At 38.3% G+C, this 21,335-nt stretch carries 16 protein-coding genes, 1 tRNA gene, 1 rRNA gene and 1 pseudogene; 16 read left to right on the forward strand and 3 right to left on the reverse strand.

Features of this window, described 5'->3' with window-relative positions:
* Nucleotides 1-8 precede the first annotated feature (8 nt).
* From rrf to EJK17_RS08865, 6 genes are all read left to right on the forward strand, one after another.
* Nucleotides 9-125: ribosomal RNA gene (gene rrf, locus EJK17_RS08840) — 5S ribosomal RNA — on the forward strand.
* 14 nt (nt 126-139) lie between these two features.
* Nucleotides 140-212, forward strand: a tRNA-Asn gene (locus tag EJK17_RS08845).
* Nucleotides 213-354: 142 nt separating this feature from the next.
* Nucleotides 355-1,362 carry a PTS sugar transporter subunit IIB gene (locus EJK17_RS08850; RefSeq protein ID WP_103662334.1) on the forward strand — a complete coding sequence of 336 codons (1,008 nt, stop codon included), beginning with the start codon at nt 355-357 and terminating at the stop codon, nt 1,360-1,362.
* A gap of 16 nt (nt 1,363-1,378) precedes the next feature.
* Complete coding sequence (locus EJK17_RS08855) at nt 1,379-2,191, forward strand: PTS mannose/fructose/sorbose transporter subunit IIC (protein WP_127796353.1); 813 nt, start codon at nt 1,379-1,381, stop codon at nt 2,189-2,191.
* 28 nt (nt 2,192-2,219) lie between these two features.
* Nucleotides 2,220-3,140 (forward strand): PTS system mannose/fructose/sorbose family transporter subunit IID, encoded by a 921-nt coding sequence (locus tag EJK17_RS08860; protein WP_127796354.1) that lies wholly within the window; start codon nt 2,220-2,222, stop codon nt 3,138-3,140.
* A 6-nt stretch (nt 3,141-3,146) separates the two neighbouring features.
* On the forward strand, nt 3,147-3,518 hold the full coding sequence (locus EJK17_RS08865) for a DUF956 family protein (protein WP_103662337.1): 372 nt from the start codon (nt 3,147-3,149) through the stop codon (nt 3,516-3,518).
* Between the two features lie 42 nt (nt 3,519-3,560).
* On the opposite strand, the gene EJK17_RS08870 is transcribed toward EJK17_RS08865, so the two are convergent.
* A complete protein-coding gene (locus EJK17_RS08870; protein ID WP_103662338.1) occupies nt 3,561-4,439 on the reverse strand; it encodes a LysR family transcriptional regulator in 879 nt (292 codons plus the stop codon).
* A gap of 110 nt (nt 4,440-4,549) precedes the next feature.
* On the opposite strand from EJK17_RS08870, the gene EJK17_RS08875 reads away from it, so the two are divergent.
* Complete coding sequence (locus EJK17_RS08875) at nt 4,550-5,062, forward strand: DapH/DapD/GlmU-related protein (protein WP_103662339.1); 513 nt, start codon at nt 4,550-4,552, stop codon at nt 5,060-5,062.
* A 44-nt stretch (nt 5,063-5,106) separates the two neighbouring features.
* Here the strand turns inward: EJK17_RS08875 and EJK17_RS08880 are convergent, their stop codons facing one another.
* Nucleotides 5,107-6,483, reverse strand: a complete 1,377-nt coding sequence (locus EJK17_RS08880; RefSeq protein ID WP_103662340.1) for an amino acid permease — start codon at nt 6,481-6,483, stop codon at nt 5,107-5,109.
* A 296-nt stretch (nt 6,484-6,779) separates the two neighbouring features.
* Between EJK17_RS08880 and adhE the strand changes: the two are divergent.
* The 9 genes and pseudogenes from adhE to EJK17_RS12150 all read left to right on the forward strand — a co-directional run bounded on the left by adhE (nt 6,780) and on the right by EJK17_RS12150 (nt 19,554).
* Nucleotides 6,780-9,402 (forward strand): annotated as a pseudogene (adhE, locus tag EJK17_RS08885) (bifunctional acetaldehyde-CoA/alcohol dehydrogenase).
* Between the two features lie 180 nt (nt 9,403-9,582).
* Entirely contained in the window at nt 9,583-11,394 is a 1,812-nt protein-coding gene (gene glmS / locus EJK17_RS08890) for a glutamine--fructose-6-phosphate transaminase (isomerizing) (protein ID WP_103662341.1), read from the forward strand.
* Nucleotides 11,395-11,498: 104 nt separating this feature from the next.
* Nucleotides 11,499-13,565 (forward strand): BglG family transcription antiterminator, encoded by a 2,067-nt coding sequence (locus EJK17_RS08895; RefSeq protein WP_103662342.1) that lies wholly within the window; start codon nt 11,499-11,501, stop codon nt 13,563-13,565.
* A 120-nt stretch (nt 13,566-13,685) separates the two neighbouring features.
* Nucleotides 13,686-15,467: a PTS mannitol transporter subunit IIBC gene (locus EJK17_RS08900; RefSeq protein WP_103662343.1), complete on the forward strand. Its 1,782-nt coding sequence runs from the start codon at nt 13,686-13,688 to the stop codon at nt 15,465-15,467.
* 15 nt (nt 15,468-15,482) lie between these two features.
* A complete protein-coding gene (locus EJK17_RS08905; protein WP_103662344.1) occupies nt 15,483-15,935 on the forward strand; it encodes a PTS mannitol transporter subunit IIA in 453 nt (150 codons plus the stop codon).
* A 4-nt stretch (nt 15,936-15,939) separates the two neighbouring features.
* The gene (locus tag EJK17_RS08910) at nt 15,940-17,109 is read left to right on the forward strand and encodes a mannitol-1-phosphate 5-dehydrogenase (RefSeq protein ID WP_103662345.1); all 1,170 of its coding nucleotides are present in this window, start codon (nt 15,940-15,942) and stop codon (nt 17,107-17,109) included.
* Between the two features lie 186 nt (nt 17,110-17,295).
* Entirely contained in the window at nt 17,296-18,015 is a 720-nt protein-coding gene (locus EJK17_RS08915) for a carboxymuconolactone decarboxylase family protein (protein WP_103662346.1), read from the forward strand.
* A 215-nt stretch (nt 18,016-18,230) separates the two neighbouring features.
* Complete coding sequence (locus tag EJK17_RS08920) at nt 18,231-19,439, forward strand: NAD(P)/FAD-dependent oxidoreductase (protein WP_103662347.1); 1,209 nt, start codon at nt 18,231-18,233, stop codon at nt 19,437-19,439.
* A complete protein-coding gene (locus tag EJK17_RS12150; protein ID WP_369823633.1) occupies nt 19,423-19,554 on the forward strand; it encodes an iron-sulfur cluster assembly protein in 132 nt (43 codons plus the stop codon). Before EJK17_RS08920 ends, EJK17_RS12150 begins: the two co-directional genes overlap by 17 nt.
* A gap of 79 nt (nt 19,555-19,633) precedes the next feature.
* Here the strand turns inward: EJK17_RS12150 and EJK17_RS08930 are convergent, their stop codons facing one another.
* Nucleotides 19,634-21,292 (reverse strand): phosphoenolpyruvate carboxykinase (ATP), encoded by a 1,659-nt coding sequence (locus tag EJK17_RS08930; RefSeq protein ID WP_127796355.1) that lies wholly within the window; start codon nt 21,290-21,292, stop codon nt 19,634-19,636.
* Nucleotides 21,293-21,335: the final 43 nt, after the last annotated feature.

A 21,335-nucleotide genomic window follows, 5' to 3' on the forward strand; every position in this document is an offset into this window, starting at 1 on the left:
GAAAAGAGTGCGGTGGCGATAGCAAGAAGGATACACCCGTTCCCATGCCGAACACGGAAGTTAAGCTTCTTAACGCCGAGAGTAGTTGGTGGGAGACTGCCTGCGAGGGTAGGTAGCTGCCGTGCTCTTTTTTTAATATTCCGGCTTAGCTCAGTTGGTAGAGCGCTTGACTGTTAATCAAGATGTCGTCAGTTCGAGTCTGACAGCCGGAGCTAAGAGGAATAGGGAGAGAGGACACGAGGGTGTCCTCTTTTTTTACATATTTTTCGCAAAATTATAGTTTATTCTTTCACATGTAAACGCTTTTTGGTACAATAGTAAAGGATTCATTTTTGATCTAGAGGAGGAAAAAACATGGTAGGAATTGTTTTAGCCAGCCATGGTGGATTCGCTGATGGTATTGCCCAATCTGCGCAAATGCTTTTCGGCGAACAAACAAATTTTGCCCATGTCATTTTGAAGCCAAACGAAGGGCCAGATGACATACGCGGTAAAATGGAAGAGGCTATTGCTTCATTTGATAGTCAAGATGAAGTATTGTTTATCGTTGACCTTTGGGGTGGTACACCTTTCAATCAAGCCAATGGGTTGGTTGAAAAGCATGCTGACAAATGGGCAATTGTTAGTGGTATGAATTTACCAATGGTAGTTCAAGCGTTAACTGAAAGAATGATGGATGCTAATGCAACTGCTCATCATATTGCTACAGCAATTGTTGAACCTGCAAAGGATGGAATTAAGACTAAGCCAACAGATTTAATGCCTAAGTCTGAAAAGGCTGCTCCAGCTCAAGCAGCAGCTACTGGCGCAAAGAAGTCTATTCCAGAAGGTACTGTGATCGGTGATGGCCACATTAAATATGTTTTAGCCAGAATTGACTCACGTTTACTTCACGGTCAAGTGGCCACTGGTTGGATCCCACAAATGAAACCAGATCGTGTAATTGTGGTTTCCGACAGTGTGTCAAAAGATGAATTACGTAAGAGTATGATTCGTGAAGCTGCACCTGCTGGTGTCAAAGCTCATACTGTTCCATTGAAGAAGATGGAAGAAATTGCTAAAGATCCACGTTTTGGTAATACTCATGCACTTCTTTTGTTTGAAAATCCAGAAGATGTCTTACGTGCCATCAAGGGTGGTATTGACTTGAAGACAATTAACGTTGGATCAATGTCATATTCTGAAGGTGACGTTAACGCTAATAACGTTTTGTCAATGAACCAAGAAGACGTTGATACTTTCCGTGAACTTGAAAAGATGGGCGTAAAGTTTGACGTACGTAAAGTTCCTTCAGACAACCCAAGTAACATGGATGCCATTTTGAATAAGGCTCAAAGTTTACTTGATGAACAAAAGAAATAAGATATAGGAGTAAAAAATGGAATTAAACGCTATTCAAATGATTTTGGTAGTGGTTGTTGCTTTTCTTGCCGGTATGGCAGGTATCTTGGATGAATGGCAATTCCACCAACCATTAGTTGCATGTACTTTAATTGGTTTAGTTACAAATAATTTAGCTTTAGGTGTTATGTTAGGTGGTTCATTGCAAATGATCGCAATGGGTTGGGCTAACATTGGTGCCGCAGTTGCACCTGATGCTGCTTTAGCTTCCGTTGCTTCAGCAATCATCTTGATTGAAGGTGGTCAAGGAACTAAGGGTATCGGTACAGCTACTGGTATTGCTATTCCTTTAGCTGTTGCTGGTTTGTTCTTAACAATGATCGTTCGTACTATTTCTACTGCTATCGTTCACATCATGGACGCTGAAGCTAAGAAGGGTAACTGGAGAATGATCAACTTATGGCAATGGATTGACGTATGTTTGCAAGGTTTAAGAATTGCTATCCCAGCTGCACTTTTATTGGCTATTCCTTCATCAGTTGTTAGATCATGGCTTAGCATGATGCCTAGCTGGTTGAACGAAGGTATGACTATCGGTGGTGCCATGGTTGTAGCTGTTGGTTATGCAATGGTTATTAACATGATGGCTTCAAAAGAAGTATGGCCATTCTTTGCTATTGGTTTTGCTTTAGCCGCAGTTCAAGATTTAACTTTGATCGCCCTTGGTGCAATTGGTCTTTCACTTGCCTTAATGTATCTTGCACTTGAAGAAAAAGGCGGCAAAGGTGGTTCTAACTCCGGTGACAATGGAACCGGTGATCCACTCGGCGATATTATCGATGATTATTAAAATAGGCGCTTAGAGGAGGATTTTTATAATGGCTGATAAGAAAATTAAATTAACAAAGCGTGACCGCTTTAACGTTATGTGGCACTCACAATTCCTTCAAGGCTCATGGAACTATGAAAGAATGCAGAACGGTGGATATGCTTACTCAATGATTCCTGCATTGAGAAAGTTATATCCTGACAAGAAGGATTTGGCAGCTGCTTTACAAAGACACTTAGTATTCTTTAACACTCACCCATACTTAGCTTCACCAGTTCTTGGTGTTACCTTGGCTTTGGAAGAAGATAAGGCTAATGGTGCCGATGTTGAAGACGAAGCAATCCAAGGTGTTAAGGTTGGTATGATGGGACCTTTGGCCGGTGTTGGTGACCCAGTCTTCTGGTACACGGTTCGTCCTATTCTTGGTGCTTTAGGTGCATCAATGGCCTTAACTGGAAACGTTCTTGGTCCTATCTTGTTCTTCGTTCTTTGGAACTTAATCAGAATTGCCTTCTTGTGGTACACACAAGAATTTGGTTACAAGGCTGGTTCTGCGATTACTAGTGACATGTCAGGTGGTATGTTACAAAAGGTTACTCGTGGAGCATCCATGATGGGTATGTTCGTTTTAGGTGCCTTGATTGAACGTTGGGTTAACATTACCTTTACTCCAGTTGTTTCTCGTATTCCTATTCAAAAAGGTGGTTACATCGAATGGGATAAGCTTCCAGCTGGTGCTAAGGGTATCCAAGAAGCATTACTTCAATGGAACATGGGCAAAGGTAGAGCTTTGACATCAACTAAAACTACTACTTTGCAAGATAACTTGAACCAATTAATTCCTGGTTTAGCTGGTCTTCTTTTAACTTTCCTTTGCATGTGGTTATTAAAGAAGAAAGTTTCTCCAATTTGGATTATCATCGGTATCTTCGTTGTCGGTGTTCTTTTCCACGTATGGCACATTCTTTAATCAAAAATGGTTAAATCAATTAATACAAAAGTTGATCTCACCCAAAATGCGACCTGGTTTAGAGGAATCGCATCATATGGTAAGGTGATGATCGGTGATAAAGCATTTGAATTTTATAATGAAAGAAATATCAATGACTTTGTTCAGATTCCGTGGAATGAAGTAACTTATGTGGTTGCTGATGTGAAATTCCATGGTAAGTATATTCCGCGTTTTGAAATTCGGACCAAGAGCAGTGGAAACTTTATCTTTGCTACTAAAGATCCTAAAAAGACTTTAAGAGCAATTAGAAATTATATTCCGGCTGATCATATGCGAAAAGCTTTATCATTGTGGCAAGGACTAAAACGACGCTTTACTTTTAAGCGTAAACAATAATAAAAAGAGATTGAGGAAAAATTTTCTCAATCTCTTTTTAGCTTATTCAGAAATAGAAGCTTGTAGACGATCTAAAAATAATTGGGCAACGGGTGAAAGATTAGTTTCCTTTTTCCAAATGACATTGATTGGTTGTGCTAAATTATCACTTAGAGGTACAAAGTGCAATTTTGAATCCGCTGACGTATCGGCTAAATTAGCTAAGGTTATCAGTAAAGCGGCATGATTCTTAACCATTAAGGAGCCATTGAATAGTAAATTATAAGTACCAATAATATTTATCTGCTCTTGATAATTACCAAACCAATTGTCAAAGTAGTGACCATTTTCAGCTTGTTGCGAATTTAATAATGAGCGTCCAACTAAATCTTGAGGAGTAATGACCTTCTTTTTAGCTAAAGGATCATCTTTGGTCATTAAAATGCCCCAAGTGTCCTTATCAGGCAGCTGTAAGGATGCATAATTACTTAACGGCAAGTTACCAATGATCACCGCAAAATCAACTGTACCGGTATTTAAGCGCTTCTCAGCAAATTGATAATCTCCACTTAAAATATGAATTTTGACAGTCGGATAATCTTGAATAATATCACTAACGATATTCATAATTCTTTGCATGGCGATACTTTCACCAGCTGCAATTGTTAAATCGCCACTGATAATAGCTGTCGATTGTAAATTTCGTTTAGTCTTTTCACTTAAAGTCAAGATTTCCTTGGCTTGTTCTTGTAAATATTGCCCTGCAGGAGTTAAAACGAGCTGGCGGGGTTTGCGGATAAAGAGTTTAACGCCCAATTCATCTTCTAGATCCGCAATTTGACGTGAAAGAGCAGGTTGAGAAACCAATAGCTTTTCTGCTGCTCTGGTCATATTTAATTCTTGGGCAGTTGCGAGAAAATAATTTAAGACTCTCAGTTCCATATTATCACCATAAATAAATGTTATTGTAATTCATAATAAATAAGCTTTTTACATAGCATAGCTTACCCTTTAAACTTAGTTTAAGCAAGAAAGATAAAGGGTGAAGAAGGATGCAAGTAAAGGATAAGAGTGCATTAAAAGAGCTAATTGCTCAGAATCAACGTTTATTACAAAATTTAAATACTAAGCGCCATTGTGAATGCGAAGTACGCCAATTATTGAGCGAAATTACTGGAGAAAAGATTGCTGAAGATACCGAAATTAGATTGCCATTTTATACGGACTATGGCCGTAATCTGAAAATTGGCCAAGGTGTCTTTATTAATGCCAATGTGATGGTTACGGATTTAGGTGGAGTAACAATTGAAGATAAAGCTTTAATTGGCCTAGGAGCAATGCTCATTAGTGTTAACCATCAATTAGCCCCAGCTAAGCGACATGAATTAGAATTAAAGCCAGTTTTAATTAAGGAAAATGCTTGGATTGGTGCTGGCGCCAAAATTTTACCAGGAGTAACCGTTGGCAAAAATGCCGTGGTCGGTGCAGGAGCAGTGGTTACCAAAGATGTAGCTGATAATACTGTAGTGGCAGGGAATCCAGCCAAAAAAATTCGTGAAATTTAAAAAGAGGTTGGCAATATCAAAATTTGATACAGTGCCAACCTCTTTTAGTTTGCAATATTTTCTTTATCCCAAATTTTTGTAATTCCATAAAGAATGATAAAGGTCACAATTGCTGCGATCATTGGAATACGATAACTTGGTAAGACCAATAAAAGCAGGATCATTAAAATAAAGAATAATAAAATCAAATAATCTAAATATGGAAAACCAGGCATCTTGAAATCATTTAATTCATTTTCTGGTGTCTTGCGTCGATAAGTGATGTGTGTCAAGACCATTAAGCACCAGATGATTAAAAACATACTGGTTGAAGTTGATGAAATAAAATTAAAGGCTTGATCGCCAATTACTAAAGTAATCAAAGGTGCTAAACCCATTAAAACAGCTGATAGAATTAAACCATTTTGAGGTAATTGTCGTTTAGACAAATGACCAAAAGTTTCATTCCATTTTCCTTTTCCATGGAAAGTAACAGAAAATAGTAGCCGCCCAGCGCTATATAGGAAACTGTTAGTTGAAGAAACAGCTGCCGACACAACGACGAAGTTAATAATTGAGCTAGCGTTTTTAATTCCAGTGGCTCCTAATGCTTGTACAAATGGACTGGAACTTGTAGAAACTTTGGACCAAGGAATAACTAATAAAATTGCTAGGATTGCTAAAACATAGAATAGAATAATTCTGATTGGCAATTGATTAATGGCATTTCTTAAAGTTACTCTTGGGTTCTGAGCTTCTGCTGCAGTTAAACCGATTAGTTCAACTCCAATGAAACTAAAGATTACCATTTGGAAGCCTTGTAAAAAGCCCTTCGTTCCACGTGAGAAAAAGCCGCCGTGATCATCAAGATTAGCAAATACCACGGGACCAAAGCTAGTTTTACCACCAGTAATCAATAAATAAGCAATTAAAAGCACAAAGGCAATAATCGTTACAATTTTAATAATGGCAAAGCTAAATTCCAAATTACCAAAGACTCTTGCGGAAATTAAATTAATAATTAATAGGAGCACAATGGTCACTAAGCCAGGAATCCAAGGCTTAAGGCTTGGGAACCAGTATTGGAAGTAAATTCCTAAGGCAGTAGTTTCTGCCATTCCAAGGGTAATCCAGCTAATCCAATACAGATAACCGGTAATAAAGCCGATATTTTTTCCAAGATATTTTTCAATGAAATCAATATAAGTATGTTTGCTCAGGTCTGACATGATTAATTCGCCTAGGGCTCGCATCAGCAGGAACAAGAAAATTCCCACAATAATATAAATTAAAATGACGCTGGGACCAGCTCGGTGAATACTATCTCCTACACCAAGAAATAGTCCTGTCCCGATGGTGCCGCCTAAAGCAATTAATTGAATATGAGCATTGCTTAGAGTTCGCTTGTAGCCTGAGTTAGTCTGTGAACTTTTGTCTGTCATCTAATCCCTCGTTTTTAGTGTATATCTACCATTTTAGCATCTAAGTATTTATATAAAAGATTTTCTAAAGAAATCTTAAAAAAGTCAAAAGAGATAAAGATAAATAAGTTTGTTAATTCACAAACAAATATTTAAGATAACGCTTTCATTATTAATACAACAGAAATAGTTGCAGCAAAAGTCCTTTGTGCAACGCCGTTTTTTCGAAAAAAGCGGTTTACATTTAAAAGTAAAGTGTTATAGTTAGCATTGTAAAGAAGTTCACAAGAAATAGTAATTCTTAGAGGTAATGGAAAATGGCTAAAACCCAACAAAAAGTTACAATGTCTGAAGAAGAGAAAAATAAGCAAATCTACAACATGGTCGATAATTTGGTGAAAAAATCACATGTTGCTTTAGATGAAATGACCAACTTTACTCAAGAACAAGTTGACAAAATTTGTGAAGCAATTGCTACAGCTGGAGAACAAAATGCTTATCCTTTAGCCAAGATGGCAGTTGAAAGAAACACAACGTGGTGTCGTAGAAGACAAGACCACTAAGAATATGTATGCCAGTGAAAATATCTGGAACAGCTTACGCCACGAAAAAACAGTTGGCGTAATTGAAGAAGATAAGGAACAAGGCTTAACTAAGATTGCTGAACCAAAAGGTGTTATTGCTGGTGTAACTCCGGTTACTAACCCAACCTCAACTGTAATTTTCAAAGCAATGTTGGCTTTGAAGACTAGAAATACCATCATCTTTGGTTTCCACCCACAAGCTCAAAAGTGCTGTGTTGAAACTGGTAAGATTATTCAAGCAGCAGCTGTTAAAGCTGGGGCACCAAAAAATGCTATTCAATGGATTGAAGAACCAAGTTTGCAAGCAACGACCGATTTAATGCATAACCCAGGTGTGCAAACAATTTTGGCTACTGGTGGTCCCGGAATGGTTAAGGCTGCTTATTCATCTGGCAAACCAGCCATCGGTGTTGGTCCTGGTAACGGCCCTTCATATATTGAAAAGTCTGCTAATGTTGATCGTGCGGTTTACGATATTGTTTTATCTAAGACTTTCGATAACGGGATGGTTTGTGCTTCAGAAAACTCAGTTGTTGTTGATGATGCCATTTATGATCGGGTCAAAGAAGAATTCAAGAAGTGGAATTGCTATTTCTTAAATAAGGAAGAAATTAAGAAATTTGAAACTCACTTTATTGATCCAAGAAGAGGTACAGTTGCTGGACCTGTAGCTGGTAAGTCAGCTTATGAAATTGCTAAACTTTGCGGAGTCAATGTACCAAAGAACACTAAAGTAATTATTGCTGAATATCATGGTGTTGGTCGAGACTTCCCACTTTCTGCTGAAAAATTATCACCTGTCTTCACTTTATACCGGGCAAAGAATCATGATGACGCCTTCAAGATTTGTAAAGACTTGCTTAACTATGGTGGTCGTGGTCATACTGCTGGTTTGCACTCAAGCGACAAGAAGATTATTGATCAATTTGCTATGGAAATGGATGCTTGCCGTATCTTAGTCAACTCACCAGCTGCTCTTGGTGGGATTGGTGACCTTTACAACAATATGCTTCCATCATTGACTTTAGGTACTGGTTCATATGGTGCTAACACCTTCTCTCACAACATTGGCGCAAGAGATTTACTTAACATCAAAACAGTTGCCATGCGTCGTGACAACATGCAATGGGTAAAGGTACCAGCTAAGACTTATTTTGAACATAATGCTGCTAACTATTTGCGGCACATGCCAAATGTTAACCGTTTCTTCATCGTTACTGATGAAGGGGTAGCTGACAAAGGTTATGCTGATGAAATTACTGATATTCTTTCTAAGCGTCGCGGAACTAAAGAATACGAAGTCTTCAAGGCTGTAACCCTGGATCCAAATACCGATGTCATTAAAGACGGTGTTCACCGGATGAACATCTTTAAGCCAGATGTTGTCATCGCTATTGGTGGTGGTTCAGTCATGGACGCTGCTAAGGCAATGCGTTTATTCTATGAAAACCCAGAAATGAGCTTTGAAGAAGCTTACCAAAAGTTCTTGGATATTAGAAAAAGAGTAGTTCGCTTCCCAAAGATTAACGGTGTGCAATTAGTATGTATTCCAACTACTTCTGGTACTGGTTCAGAAGTTTCACCGATTGCAATTATTAGTGATGCTAAGACTGGTATTAAGCACACTCTTTGCGATTATGCTTTAACTCCTGATGTATCAATTGTAGATGATCAATTTGTTGAAGATTTACCAAAAAGATTAATTGCTTGGTCTGGCTTTGAAGCTTTAGGTCACGCTATTGAAAGCTATGTTTCAACCATGGCTACAGACTTTACCCGTGGCTGGTCACTAGAAGCTATCAAGACCATTTTTGAAAACTTGCAAGCTTCCTATGCTGGTGATTTAGATGCTCGCAAGCGGATGCATGATGGTGCGACCATCGCCGGAATGGCTTACTCTAACGCCTTCCTTGGCCTAGAGCACTCCATTGCTCACACAGTTGGCTCAACCTTTGATATTCCAAGTGGTGTAAGTGATGCCATTGCTCTTCCACAAGTAATTCGCTTTAACGCTAAGCGTCCAGAAAAGTTAGCAATGTGGCCTCACTACTCAGTTTACCGGGCAGAAAAAGACTATGCTGACATTGCTAGAAGCTTAGGTTTAACTGGCAATAGTGATCAAGAATTAGTTGAAAAATTAGTTCAAAAGATCATTGACTTAGCTCATTCAGTTGACATCAAGTTAGCCTTTAAAGAATATGGCGTTGATCAAAACGAATTTAACAAGCAAGTTGAAAAGTTAGCTGTTGAAGCTTACGGTGATCAAAACACAGTAACTAACCCAGTTGCTCCATTAATTAGTCAAATTGAACAATTAATGAAGGCTTGCTATGCCGGTGAAGAAGCTGAAAAATAGGTGATCGTTTCTCCCTTTTAAAGGAGCCCACAAGGGCTTCTTTTTTATTTATAAAAATAATATACCAATTTTGAAATATTACACTTGACCGATTCTATCAAAAGGGCTATTATTGCACCTGTAACAATAAAAATTAACTAGCCCATTTAATGAAAGTGAACTAGACCAAAGGAGAAAAATATGTGTGGAATTGTCGGAGTTGTTGGTAAGCCAGCAAGAGATATTATTTTAAATGGTTTAACTAATCTTGAATATCGTGGTTACGATTCAGCTGGTATTTATTTAAACGATTTACAAGGTAATGAATACTTAACTAAGGCTGTCGGCCGTATTTCTAACTTGAAGGAAAAATTGACTCCTGATGAACAAGGTTTGGTCGGGATCGGTCATACTCGTTGGGCTACTCACGGTAAGCCAACTGTTGATAATGCTCACCCTCATTTTGATGAAGCTAAGCGTTTTTACTTAGTACACAATGGTGTGATTGAAAACTACGCTGAATTGAAGGAAAAGTACTTACAAGATGTTAACTTCCATTCAGATACTGATACTGAAGTAGTTGTGCAATTAATTGGTAAGATTGCTCGCGAAAAGAATTTAGATGGCTTTACTGCCTTTAAGGAAGCTTTGAAGTTAGTTAAAGGTTCATATGCTTTCTTACTTGTTGATAACACTGAACCAGATCATGTTTTCATCGCTAAGAACAAGTCACCAATGATGCTTGGAATCGGTGATGGCTTTAACATTATTGCCTCAGATGCGATTTCTGTTTTAGACCAAACCAAGACTTTCGTTGACTTACAAGATGGTGACGTTGGTGATATTACCAAAGATTCTTACACAATTGAAACTATTGATGGTAAGAAAGTTGATCGTGAACCACATGAATTAGATATCGACCCTAACGCTGCTTCAAAGGGTACTTACGAATTCTACATGTTAAAGGAAATTGACGAACAACCAGGTGTAATGCGTCACATTTCTCAAAACTACCTTGATGCTGATGGTAAGCCAAAGGTTGACGAAAAGATTCTTGATGCTGTTAGCCAAGCAGATCGTCTTTACATTTTTGCTGCAGGTACTAGTTACCACGCAGGTCTTGTTGGTAAGACTATCTTTGAACACTACACTGGCATTCCTACTGAAGTTGGTTATGCTTCAGAAGCTGGTTACCACTTCCCAATGCTCAGCAAGCACCCATTCTTTATTTTCTTAACCCAATCAGGTGAAACTGCTGACTCACGGGTTGTTTTGAAGGAAGCTAATAAGCGCGGAATTCCAAGTTTGACCATGACTAACGTTGAAGGTTCAACTTTATCTCGTGAAGCAAATTACACCATGCTTTTAGGAGCTGGCCCTGAAATTGCCGTTGCTTCAACTAAGGCTTACACCGCTCAAGTAGCTTTGCAAGCAGTTCTTGCTAAGGCATTAGGCGAAAGACTTGATAATGATGAAGCAAAGAAGTGGGACTTGAAGCACGATTTAGCAATTGCTGCTGAAGGTATCCAACAAATTGTTGATGGTAAGGATAAGATCAAGAAGTTAGCTGATCAATACTTAGTTAAGTCAAGAAATGCCTTCTACATTGGTCGTGGAATTGACCACGCCGTTGCTCTTGAAGGTGCCCTTAAGTTAAAGGAAGTTTCATACATCCAAACTGAAGGCTTTGCTGCTGCTGAACTTAAGCACGGTACTATTTCATTAATTGAAAATGGCACTCCAGTTATTGCTTTGATTAATGATCCAGTTACCGCTGACTTAACCCGTGGTAACATTCAAGAAGTAGTTTCACGTGGGGCAAGCATTATTACGATTGTGGGTAAAGAATTTGCTCGTGATGATGATACTATTGTTTTGCCAGAAATTAACTACTACATGTCAGCTCTTTTGACAGTAGTACCAACTCAACTTTTGGCTTACTACGCTTCTAAGGACAAGGGGTTAGATGTTGATAAGCCACGTAACTTAGCTAAGAGTGTAACGGTTGAATAATTGACGTAATTAACAATAAGAAAGAAGACAGCTCGGCTGTCTTCTTTTTTTGTATTCAAGTATAATTAAGAACAGAAAGTTAGAAGATGATTGCGAGGCATGGGATGTTTTTAACGCAACGGCAAAAGCGGATTTTGCAACTAATGCTGGAAAATCCAACCGGCGTAAGTATTAAGCAGATTGAAGAAAATTTAAAAATCAGCCGCAGAACGGTTTACCGAGAGTTTGGTGACCTGAAGCAAAATAATTTTGCAATTGAAAATCAAAAAGGCAAGTATTTCTTGGCGGGGGATACACAAGCATTACAAAAGGTAAAAGAAGCGGTTCAGCAATCACATAGTCAAAATGTGATTTCAGTAGCTAAAAGAGAAAAAGTAATTGCTGCTAAATTACTTTTAAGTACTGAGCCCTGCAAGGTAATCCAATTTGCCCTTGATTTAAATGTTAGTGAAGCTACGATTCAAAGCGACTTGAATACTGTGGAAAAGTCGCTAGACCGTTATGGGATTACACTGGTACGTAAAAAAGGCGTTGGTCTATTAATTGCCGCGCCAGAAAAAATTAGGCGACAAGTTTTAGTAGATTTACTAGTGAACCAAATCAACCAATACGACTTTTTCAAGTATTTGCATAATGAGATCGACAGTCAAGATCTTTTTTTAACGATGATTGATAAGGAGCTTTTGCTGCAGGCCAATGAATGCTTACACGAGAGCGTATTTAAGCAAATTAAGTTAGATACTGATCAAAAAGAAATTGAAATAATTTTAACTGTTGCGATTGCCTTGAAAAGATCATCAGCCGGTTGCAAATTATCTTTCTTGCAGCCAAGTACTGATTCATTAAAGTATCAGGGATATGTTTATCAATTTTTGGCTTTATTTTCAAAAAGAAGTCAATTAGAAGTTGATCAAAATGATGTAACTTATTTAGCTAACAAGTTATTGAACAGCGACTACCACAATACTTATCTTACTTATGATGAACACGAATTAGCAGTCGCTGCTAAAGTGAAAGAGTTTGTCCAACATATTTCTGAAGAAGTACATTGGGATTTTCAAAAAAATCCTGATTTTATGACTAAGGTGACCAAGCATATCATTGGCTTGGTGCAGCACAAGGTTTCGCTGTTGCCCGATACGCCCATTGAAATTTTGCAAGGACTCAGCCAAAAGTTTGGACAATTATATGCCGCAATTCAAAAATATTGGCAACTATTCTTCCCGGATAATCAATTAACTTCTTCAGAATTGCAATTGATTTTATTATATTTTGCCAATGAATATACTAGCCAAAGTAATAATCGTAATTTGTCTGCCTTAGTTATTTGTGAAAATGGCATCGGCACGTCCGCAATTTTGGGAGCAAAATTAAAACGCGAATTTACGGAAATTAAACAAGTTAAAACTAGCCGGGTTTCAACGCTAAATCAGTTAGACTTGTCCAATTACAATTTGATTTTTTCAACCTTAAAGTTGAAGGGGTTCCCGAGAGATTATTTACTAGTTAGTCCTTTATTACTAGATGACGAATTACAGAAGATTCGCGATTATTTGAAAAAATATGAACAAAAGTATCCACATTTAAGTGAACAAAGTAGTTTTAATCAACAAGAAGTAACTCATTCTGTGGAAAAACTGTCAAAAATTTCGATTAGTGCCTTATTTAGCTCAGAATTAGTTAATGGCATTAAAGTTCAGTTATTAGAATATAATTCCTCTGACTTAATTGCTGTCGTCCAAGAATGTTTGGCCCATCTAGATCCAACTTTAATTCGTAAACAGTTGCCAGTTGCTAAAAATCTTTTAAAGCGGGTTCAGATGGCACCAGTTGGGATCCCTAACAGTCAAATTGCCCTGCTACATACCCGCAGTCCTGAAATTACTCGCTGTTCATTTACGATGTTTGATCTTGATAACGAAATTTCCTTACAATCGATGGATCACAATACGATTCAAGTTAAGCGAATTTTATTGATGCTGGCGCCAGATAATCTTTCCACTCCAGAACAACAAGTTTTGAGTACTATTTCCAGTATGATTATTATGTCGAGTCAAAACTTAGATTTATTTACCAATGGTAGTCAAAAGGAAATTCAGGAGGCAATTGCTAATTTAATTTTGCAAGATCTTAAGGAAACTCTGCTTAACAATAGTGGCGAAAAAGCTTAATCTAAGCACAATCTCAGACTCTGGCACAATTTTGTGCCAGAGTTCTATTTTTGAATCGTTGTAAACGCTTACTGCTTGCGCTAGGATAAAAATGTAAGTTGATAAGAGGGAGAGAAAAATATGGCTCAAGCAAAAAAACAATCTTCCATTAAAGTGAAGGTTCAAAAATTTGGGACAGCTTTATCCGGTATGATTATGCCGAATATTGGTGCTATCATCGCTTGGGGACTTACCGCTGCATTCTTTATGTATCCACACGGTTGGTTTCCAAACAAAGAAATTAATAATTTAGTCAACCCAATGTTACGCTTCCTGTTGCCATTACTTATTGGTTATACAGGCGGTAAAATGGTTGACGACGATCGTGGGGCAGTTGCCGGTGCGATCGGTACTCTTGGTGTAATTGTCGGTACAGATCAACCAATGTTCTTAGGGGCCATGATTATGGGGCCACTGAGTGCATGGCTTCTTAAGAAGTTAGACCAAGTATTCCAAGACAAGATTAAATCTGGTTTTGAAATGATCTACAACAACTTCTCACTCGGGATCTTAGGGATGATTATGGCGATCTTCGCCTACTTCATCATTGGACCAGTCATGGAAGTTGGTAGTCAATGGGCAAGTGCTGGTGTAAACGCCATTATTAGAGTTCACCTATTACCATTGGCTAACATCATTATTGAACCAGCCAAGGTTTTGTTCTTAAACAATGCTATTGGTAATGGGATCTTAGTTCCATTAGGTATCCAACAAGCTGCACAAGTTGGTAAGTCAGTCTTGTTCTTGATGGAATCAAACCCAGGTCCAGGTCTTGGAATTTTGCTTGCCTTTACCTTATTTGGCAAGGGTAAGTCCAAGAGTTCCGCTCCTGGTGCTGCGATCATCGAATTCTTCGGTGGGGTTCACGAAATTTACTTCCCATACGTATTGATGAAACCATCCTTGATTCTTGCTGCTATTGGTGGTGGTGTAACTGGTACTTTCCTATTCACTACTCTTGGTGGTGGTTTGAAAGCAGCTGCTTCACCTGGTTCAATCTTAGCTATTTTGCTTGTTTCCGCAAAAGATGCTTACTTTGGTAACATTGTCGGTGTCCTTGGCGCTGCAGTTGTTTCCTTTATCATTGCAGCCATTATTCTTAAGCACGATAAGAGCACTGGCGAAGACTTAGATGCTAAGCAAAAGGAAATGCAAGCAATGAAGGCTGAATCTAAAGGCCAAGCAATGCCAGAGGCAGAAGATGCACATGAATCAGTTAAGTCATACGAAAACGTTAAGAAAGTTATCTTCGCTTGTGACGCTGGTATGGGCTCTTCAGCAATGGGTGCTTCACTATTGCGTGATAAGTTTAAGAAGGCTGGCATTGATGTTTCAGTAACTAATACCGCTGTTAGAAACTTAAAAGATGAAGACGGCTTGTTAGTTGTTACTCAAGAAGAATTGGCAGATCGGTCCTTACAAAAGACGCCACATGCTATGCACGTAGCCGTAGGTAATTTCTTGAGTAGTCCAAAATATGACACAATTGTGGCTAGCTTCAAGGCTTTAACTCAAGTAGAAGATAAGCCAAAGCAAGAAAAGCCCGTTAAGAAAGTCGGTTCAATTGACGGAATTGACTTCAGTAAAGTTAAAGAAGTTAACTTCATTCGTCACGATCAACACTTAGGAACTGCTACAATGGCAACTAGTTTGTTTAGTGATGCGATGAAGAAGGCTGGTAAGACTACTCCAGTTAAGGCAGTTAGAATTAACGAATTAACTGATGATCCAAGTCATTTGGTAATTGTAACTCCTGCAGCTAATAAGAACTTAGCTGTTAGATACAGTGACATTCAAACTTTAGTTGTTAAAAACTTGCTTCAAGACAAGAAACTTAATGAAGCAGTTGAAAAGTTGAATTAGAAAGGGATGAGCTAAATGGCATTACAATTAGATCCAAAAATGATAAAACTTAATCAAGACGTACCAACACGTGATCAAGCGATTAGAATGGCTGGTCAACTCTTAGTTGATGGCGGCTGTGTTGAACCGGAATATATCGATTCAATGATCGCTCGTAACACCGATGTGTCGACTTATATGGGTAATTTCATCGCCATCCCTCACGGAACTGACGAAGGTAAGAAGCACATTAAGAAGACTGGAATTTCTGTTGTGCAAATTCCAATGGGCGTTGACTTCAGTAGTCCTGATGATGATACTGAGCAATTAGTTACCGTTGTCTTTGGGATTGCCGGTTTAAACAATGAACACTTAAATATTTTGTCACAGATTGCTATTTACTGTAGTGATGTTACAAACGTTGCCAAGTTGGCTGACGCACAAACACCACAAGAAATTATTGATTTATTGAAGAACGTAGGAGATTAAAAAAATGAGAGCAGTACATTTTGGTGCAGGTAATATCGGTCGTGGATTTATTGGTGAAACTTTAGCAGATAATGGCTTTGGCATTGACTTTGTTGATGTTAACGAAACTATTATTGATGAATTAAACAAACGCGGTGAATATGATATTGAATTAGCCGCACCTGGCAAGAAGATTCACGTTTCAAACGTTGATGGTATTAATAATGCTAAGAATCCAGAAAAGGTAGTTGAAGCAATTAAGACGACTGACATGGTAACGACTGCGATTGGTCCAAAGATCTTAGCCATCATTGCTCCACTTATTGCTCAAGGTTTAACTGAAAGAGTTAAATCAGGTAATACTAAGCCACTTGATGTCATCGCTTGTGAAAACATGATCGGTGGTTCAGAACACTTAAAAGAAGAAGTTTACAAGCACTTAGATGATGATGTAAAGCCTGAAATTGACAAGTACATCGGCTTCCCTAACGCTGCTGTTGATAGAATTGTTCCTATTCAACATAATGAAGATCCATTGTTTGTTTCTGTTGAAGACTTTAAGGAATGGGTTATCGATGAAAGTCAAATGAAGAACAAGGATATTAAGTTAAAGGGTGTTGATTACGCTCCAGACCTTGAACCTTACATCGAAAGAAAATTGTTCTCAGTTAATACTGGTCACGCAACTGTTGCTTACACTGGTAAGAACCTTGGCTACTCAACTATTGGGGATGCTATTAAGGATCCATTCGTTTTAAAGCAAGTTAAGCGGGTCTTAAGCGAAACTCGTTCACTTCTTTACCACAAGTGGAACAAGGAATTTACTGAAGAAAGCCTTGAAGAATACCACAACAAGATTTTGAGCAGATTCCAAAACCCATATATTTCTGATGATATTGCTCGTGTTGGTAGAACTCCAATCCGGAAGTTGGGATACAACGAAAGATTCATTCGCCCAATCCGTGAATTGAAGGAAAGAGGCTTAGACTACAGCGCTTTGATGGAAACTGTTGGCAGAATCTATCACTTTGATGAACCAAAGGATAAGGAAAGCGTTAAGTTGATGCAAATGCTTAAGGATGAAGACTTAAAGGATGTCATCGTTGAAACCACTGGTTTAAAGGATGATCCAGAATTAGTTGAAGAAATCATTAAGTCTTACCACGCAGCAGATAAGGATGAAAAGAAAGCTTAATTACCAGTCCATACTTTCCTCTCAAAAAGTAATTTAATTAAGTTAAAAAGGCAGCTATCAAATGATGATGGTTGCCTTTTTGTTATAAGTAAAAGTTATTTCAGAGCATGTAAGATAAGTATTTTTCAAAATAGCTGCTAAGGTTTTTAATTAAAGGTAAGTAGAAGTCTTAGAAAGGAACGAATTATGTCAATTAAAGAAGCTGCTCAAAGAGCACATGCCAATTTATTAAATACTACTGATCCAGAAGCTTTGGAGCGAATTAATCACTTTGCCTTTGAAGAAGTTAATGATGAAATTGATTTACCTGAAAGAACAAAAATGTTGTCAACCTTAGCCTATTTGCTAGGGATGCAAGGTAAAGAAGAATATGAAGTGATGCTGCCAGTTGCTTTAGATAATGGTGTCAGTCCTGTTGAAGCTAAAGAAGTATTGTATCAGGCTGTTGATTACTTAGGATTAGGGCGCGTTTTTCCATTCTTCAAAATTACCAACGAGATTCTAACTAAACGAGGAGTTAAATTACCATTGCCTGGTCAAGCAACGACTAATATGGATAATCGACTAACTAAGGGTGAAGAGACCCAGATGCGTCTATTTGGCCCAGGGATGAAAGATTTTGCCAAGAAGGGCACTATTAACAAGTGGTTAGTGGATAATTGCTTTGGTGATTATTACACTAGAAAGGGCTTAGATGACCAAGATCGAGAAATGATTACCTTCTGCTATTTAGCAGCTCAAGGTGGTGTGGAACCACAGTTGTTAGCTCATGCGAAGGCTAACCTGGCCCTGGGTAATGATGCGGAATTTTTGAAGAAAATTGTTTTGCAAAATGTACCATTCATTGGGTATCCAAGAAGTTTAAATGCGATCACAGTCATTAACGAAGCGATGAAGAATAATTAAGCCCATCATATTAAGAATAAAAGTGAGTAGAAGCAAGTTCTGCTCACTTTTTTTGACAAAAAATTAGGGATATTCATAATATTATGTAGGAATCATAAAAAAATAAGCGTTATTTATTTAAAAAAGGTCTTGAAAATGCTTAAATTGTATATAGGAGTTAAAGCGCTTACTTTAATTAATCAAAACCCACGGGTGAATTAATGAAGGAGAAGAAAATGAAGAGAATTGTTGTTTTAGGTGCTGGCTTTGCCGGTATTAAAACAGTTGTAGAATTACAAAAGAAATTACGACAAGAAGTAGAAATTATTTTAGTTGATCGCAATCCATATCACTGTGAAACTTTCCGTTTATATGAAGTAGCTTCAGCTAAACAACCTTATACTAGAATTTCTTATCCTATTTCTGATGTCATTGATCCAAAGATGACGACTTTTATTCAAGATGATGTTAAGAAGATTGACTATAAGAATAAGAAAGTTGAACTAGCTCATCATAAGGCTGTTAAATATGATTATTGTGTAGTTGGTTTAGGCTTTACTTTAAATACTTTTGGCATTCTTGGTGCTGATGAAAATGCTTTGCCAATGTACAATGTTAAAAGTGCAGAAAAGATTGGTGCGCGGATTGTTCAAAGTATGAAGGACTACCGCCAGACAAAAGATCCGAAGGATTTAACAATTGTCATGTGTGGTTCAGGCTTCCAAGCAGTCGAAGTAACCGTTGCGATTGCTACTAACCGTGAAGCATACGCAAAATTAGCGGGAGTAAAGCCAGAAGAAATTAAGGTTAAGATGCTTAATAATTCTAAGCGGATGTTGCCAATGTTCGGTGACAAGCAATTACAATATGCGCTTGAGCAAATTAAGAAAAATGATATTGAAATTATTGATCAAGCCAAGATTACTAAGATCTTCCCAGATACGGTTTACTACCAACATGGTGATGATAAGGTTGATACTAAAATTGTCAGCAACAACATTATTTGGTTAATGGGCTTTAGTGGTAATCCAGTAATTACCGCTTCTGGCATTAAATCATTCCATGGCAAGGCTACGGTTGATGGTCATTTGACTATTGCTGAAAGCGACGATATTTACCTTTGTGGGGATGTAGCTATGGTGCCACAACCAGGTAAGAGTTGGCCTTGGCCAAATACTGGTCAACTTGCTTTAGCAATGGCTAACTACGCTGCTAAAGACTTACAAGCCCGCGTTTTAGGTCATAACCGGCCAAATGACTTTGTTTACCACGACTTGGGTGTCTTTGTGGAACTTGGTAAGAATGCCGTCGGGATTGCGATGGGCCATAAGCTTTATGGTTACCCAGCATCAGTAATGAAGAAGATTACGATTGATAAGTCAGTTTGGGAAACTGGTGGCTTGAAAGAAACTCTTGCCATTGGCCGTTTTGATATGTGGCATTAACTTAGTCGATTTAGGTTTAATTTATCAAATAGCTGTTCAAGACGAGACAGCAACAATCACTATGACCTTGCCCGTAGCATGTAGCGCATTAACAAAAGAAAAACGGACAATTTAACTACAAAAAAATAAGCCTGGAATTTTTCCAGACTTATTTTTGTTTTATCGGTCAACTAAAATCAAGAGGTAATTAAGGATTAACTTAATTCTTTAATGATCCCTTCCAAAGTTTCTTTAGCTTCGTCTTGGATCTTTTGAGTTGGGTGTTCTTCATCGTACTTGTTGAGCCAGTCCAAACGATCTTGCATTCTTCTTGCTAAGGTCTTTTGGTATTCTGGGTCTTCAAGGTGAACTTCGTAACCGTCGATTGGTAAGTAGCTGACACCCTTGAAGTTACCAAATGGCTTGAAGTCCTTGTCGGTAATTGAACCGTTGGCTAAGTCTTCAATAATCTTCTTAGTAACTTCCTTTGGCACATCCTTGCCCATGAAGGCATCGGTGTTCAAGATGTAACAACTTGCGACACGTTTAGTGAACAATTCCTTGAAGTCTCTATAGTCACCAGATACAGGGTAAGCACGGAATGGGTCTGCGAATGGTTCGATAACCAAGGTGTTCATGTCGAAGCCTTTAGGTAAGTTTTCAGCACTAGTTCTCTTAGTAGCTAAAGTACAGCCCATGGTTGTTGCCAAAACTGGATCGTCAACTTTAAGTAGTGGAGGTAATGAACCATCCTTCATAATCCAGAACAAAGCAGTAATTGGAGCCTTTTCGAAGTCTACCCGGTGAGGACTAGTGTAACGAGTCTTGATGACACGCCCGTTGTTGTTACGTAAGTCTTCAGTGACAATTACCTTTTTACCATTTGAGTCTAACGTTACGTCACAGTTCATAATAGTGGTGTAGTACTTAGTTTCGTGGTGACCTGCTGGATAGTCGTGGGTCTTATCGAAGTATGAAGGTTCAAGTGCTACAGAAGAACCATCTTCACGTGAAATAATGAAGGCATCGTCGTGCAAAACAGTGATGTCGTATTTACCATCGTACATTTCGTGAGTCAAAGTTGACTTACCTGAACCAGACAAGCCGTAGAAGGCAAATACCTTATCGTCTTTGTCAGTGAAGTGGAATGACTTTTCACCACCGTGACAAGCGGTGTAGCCGTGACGGTGAGCAATAGCCCAAGCTAAGGTTAAAGTACCCTTCTTAAGTTCACCAAAGTAACGTAAGTTAAAGACAGCAGCACAGTTATGTGGTGCATCAAAGACGCCTAAGCCCTTTGGATAATCTGGATCAGTAACGTTTGGATCGAAGTAGAAGTAAATATCAGGTTCATCGTAGAACTTAGACTTCTTGAACATCTTTTCAGCTTCATCGTCAAAGAAGTGGAAGTTCAAAATGTATGAAAGTAAGTTGAAGGCTTGATCTTCTGGCATCATAACGTGTGCTTTAACAGTGAATGATGGGTCAAGACCTACTAAAACAGTAGCCTTTAAGTACTTTTGGTTGTGACCAGCATAAATATCTTCACGTAAGTTACCAGCTAAAGCTTCTGCATCTTCCTTAGGATCGTCAGTAAAGTGACGAGCTGAAGCAGTTCTACCTAAGATCTTACCGTGGTTGTAAACTAATTGGGTAGCACCTTGTGGTAAGCCTAATTCTTTAGTATGTAAGATTGGTAAATCAGTGACAATAACACCTGATTGTTTCTTAGCTAAGTTATAAGCTTCGGCAACACTTGTTACTTCGTGAACATTGTTGCCATAAAAAGCACTTTCAATGGTAGCACGTACGCGGCTGAACATTGGGTTAGCTTTTCTTAATTCGTCTTGAGAATAACGTTCTTTTGTACTCATCTAAAATTGTCCTCCTTCGAAGTCGTAAGCGGTTTCATTAATT

The organism is Lactobacillus xujianguonis, from assembly GCF_004009905.1.
Classification (GTDB): Bacteria; Bacillota; Bacilli; order Lactobacillales; family Lactobacillaceae; genus Lactobacillus; species Lactobacillus xujianguonis.

Bases quoted from the DNA above. Each gene is read 5' to 3' on its own strand.
- EJK17_RS08930 (WP_127796355.1), bottom strand. From the start codon at position 21,292: ATGAGTACAAAAGAACGTTATTCTCAAGACGAATTAAGAAAAGCTAAC.
- EJK17_RS08880 (WP_103662340.1), bottom strand. From the start codon at position 6,483: ATGACAGACAAAAGTTCACAGACTAACTCAGGCTACAAGCGAACTCTA.
- EJK17_RS08865 (WP_103662337.1), top strand. From the start codon at position 3,147: ATGGTTAAATCAATTAATACAAAAGTTGATCTCACCCAAAATGCGACC.
- EJK17_RS08875 (WP_103662339.1), top strand. From the start codon at position 4,550: ATGCAAGTAAAGGATAAGAGTGCATTAAAAGAGCTAATTGCTCAGAAT.
- EJK17_RS08870 (WP_103662338.1), bottom strand. From the start codon at position 4,439: ATGGAACTGAGAGTCTTAAATTATTTTCTCGCAACTGCCCAAGAATTA.
- EJK17_RS08905 (WP_103662344.1), top strand. From the start codon at position 15,483: ATGGCATTACAATTAGATCCAAAAATGATAAAACTTAATCAAGACGTA.
- EJK17_RS08895 (WP_103662342.1), top strand. From the start codon at position 11,499: ATGTTTTTAACGCAACGGCAAAAGCGGATTTTGCAACTAATGCTGGAA.
- EJK17_RS08910 (WP_103662345.1), top strand. From the start codon at position 15,940: ATGAGAGCAGTACATTTTGGTGCAGGTAATATCGGTCGTGGATTTATT.
- EJK17_RS08850 (WP_103662334.1), top strand. From the start codon at position 355: ATGGTAGGAATTGTTTTAGCCAGCCATGGTGGATTCGCTGATGGTATT.
- EJK17_RS08915 (WP_103662346.1), top strand. From the start codon at position 17,296: ATGTCAATTAAAGAAGCTGCTCAAAGAGCACATGCCAATTTATTAAAT.
- EJK17_RS08855 (WP_127796353.1), top strand. From the start codon at position 1,379: ATGGAATTAAACGCTATTCAAATGATTTTGGTAGTGGTTGTTGCTTTT.
- glmS (WP_103662341.1), top strand. From the start codon at position 9,583: ATGTGTGGAATTGTCGGAGTTGTTGGTAAGCCAGCAAGAGATATTATT.
- EJK17_RS08860 (WP_127796354.1), top strand. From the start codon at position 2,220: ATGGCTGATAAGAAAATTAAATTAACAAAGCGTGACCGCTTTAACGTT.
- EJK17_RS08920 (WP_103662347.1), top strand. From the start codon at position 18,231: ATGAAGAGAATTGTTGTTTTAGGTGCTGGCTTTGCCGGTATTAAAACA.
- EJK17_RS08900 (WP_103662343.1), top strand. From the start codon at position 13,686: ATGGCTCAAGCAAAAAAACAATCTTCCATTAAAGTGAAGGTTCAAAAA.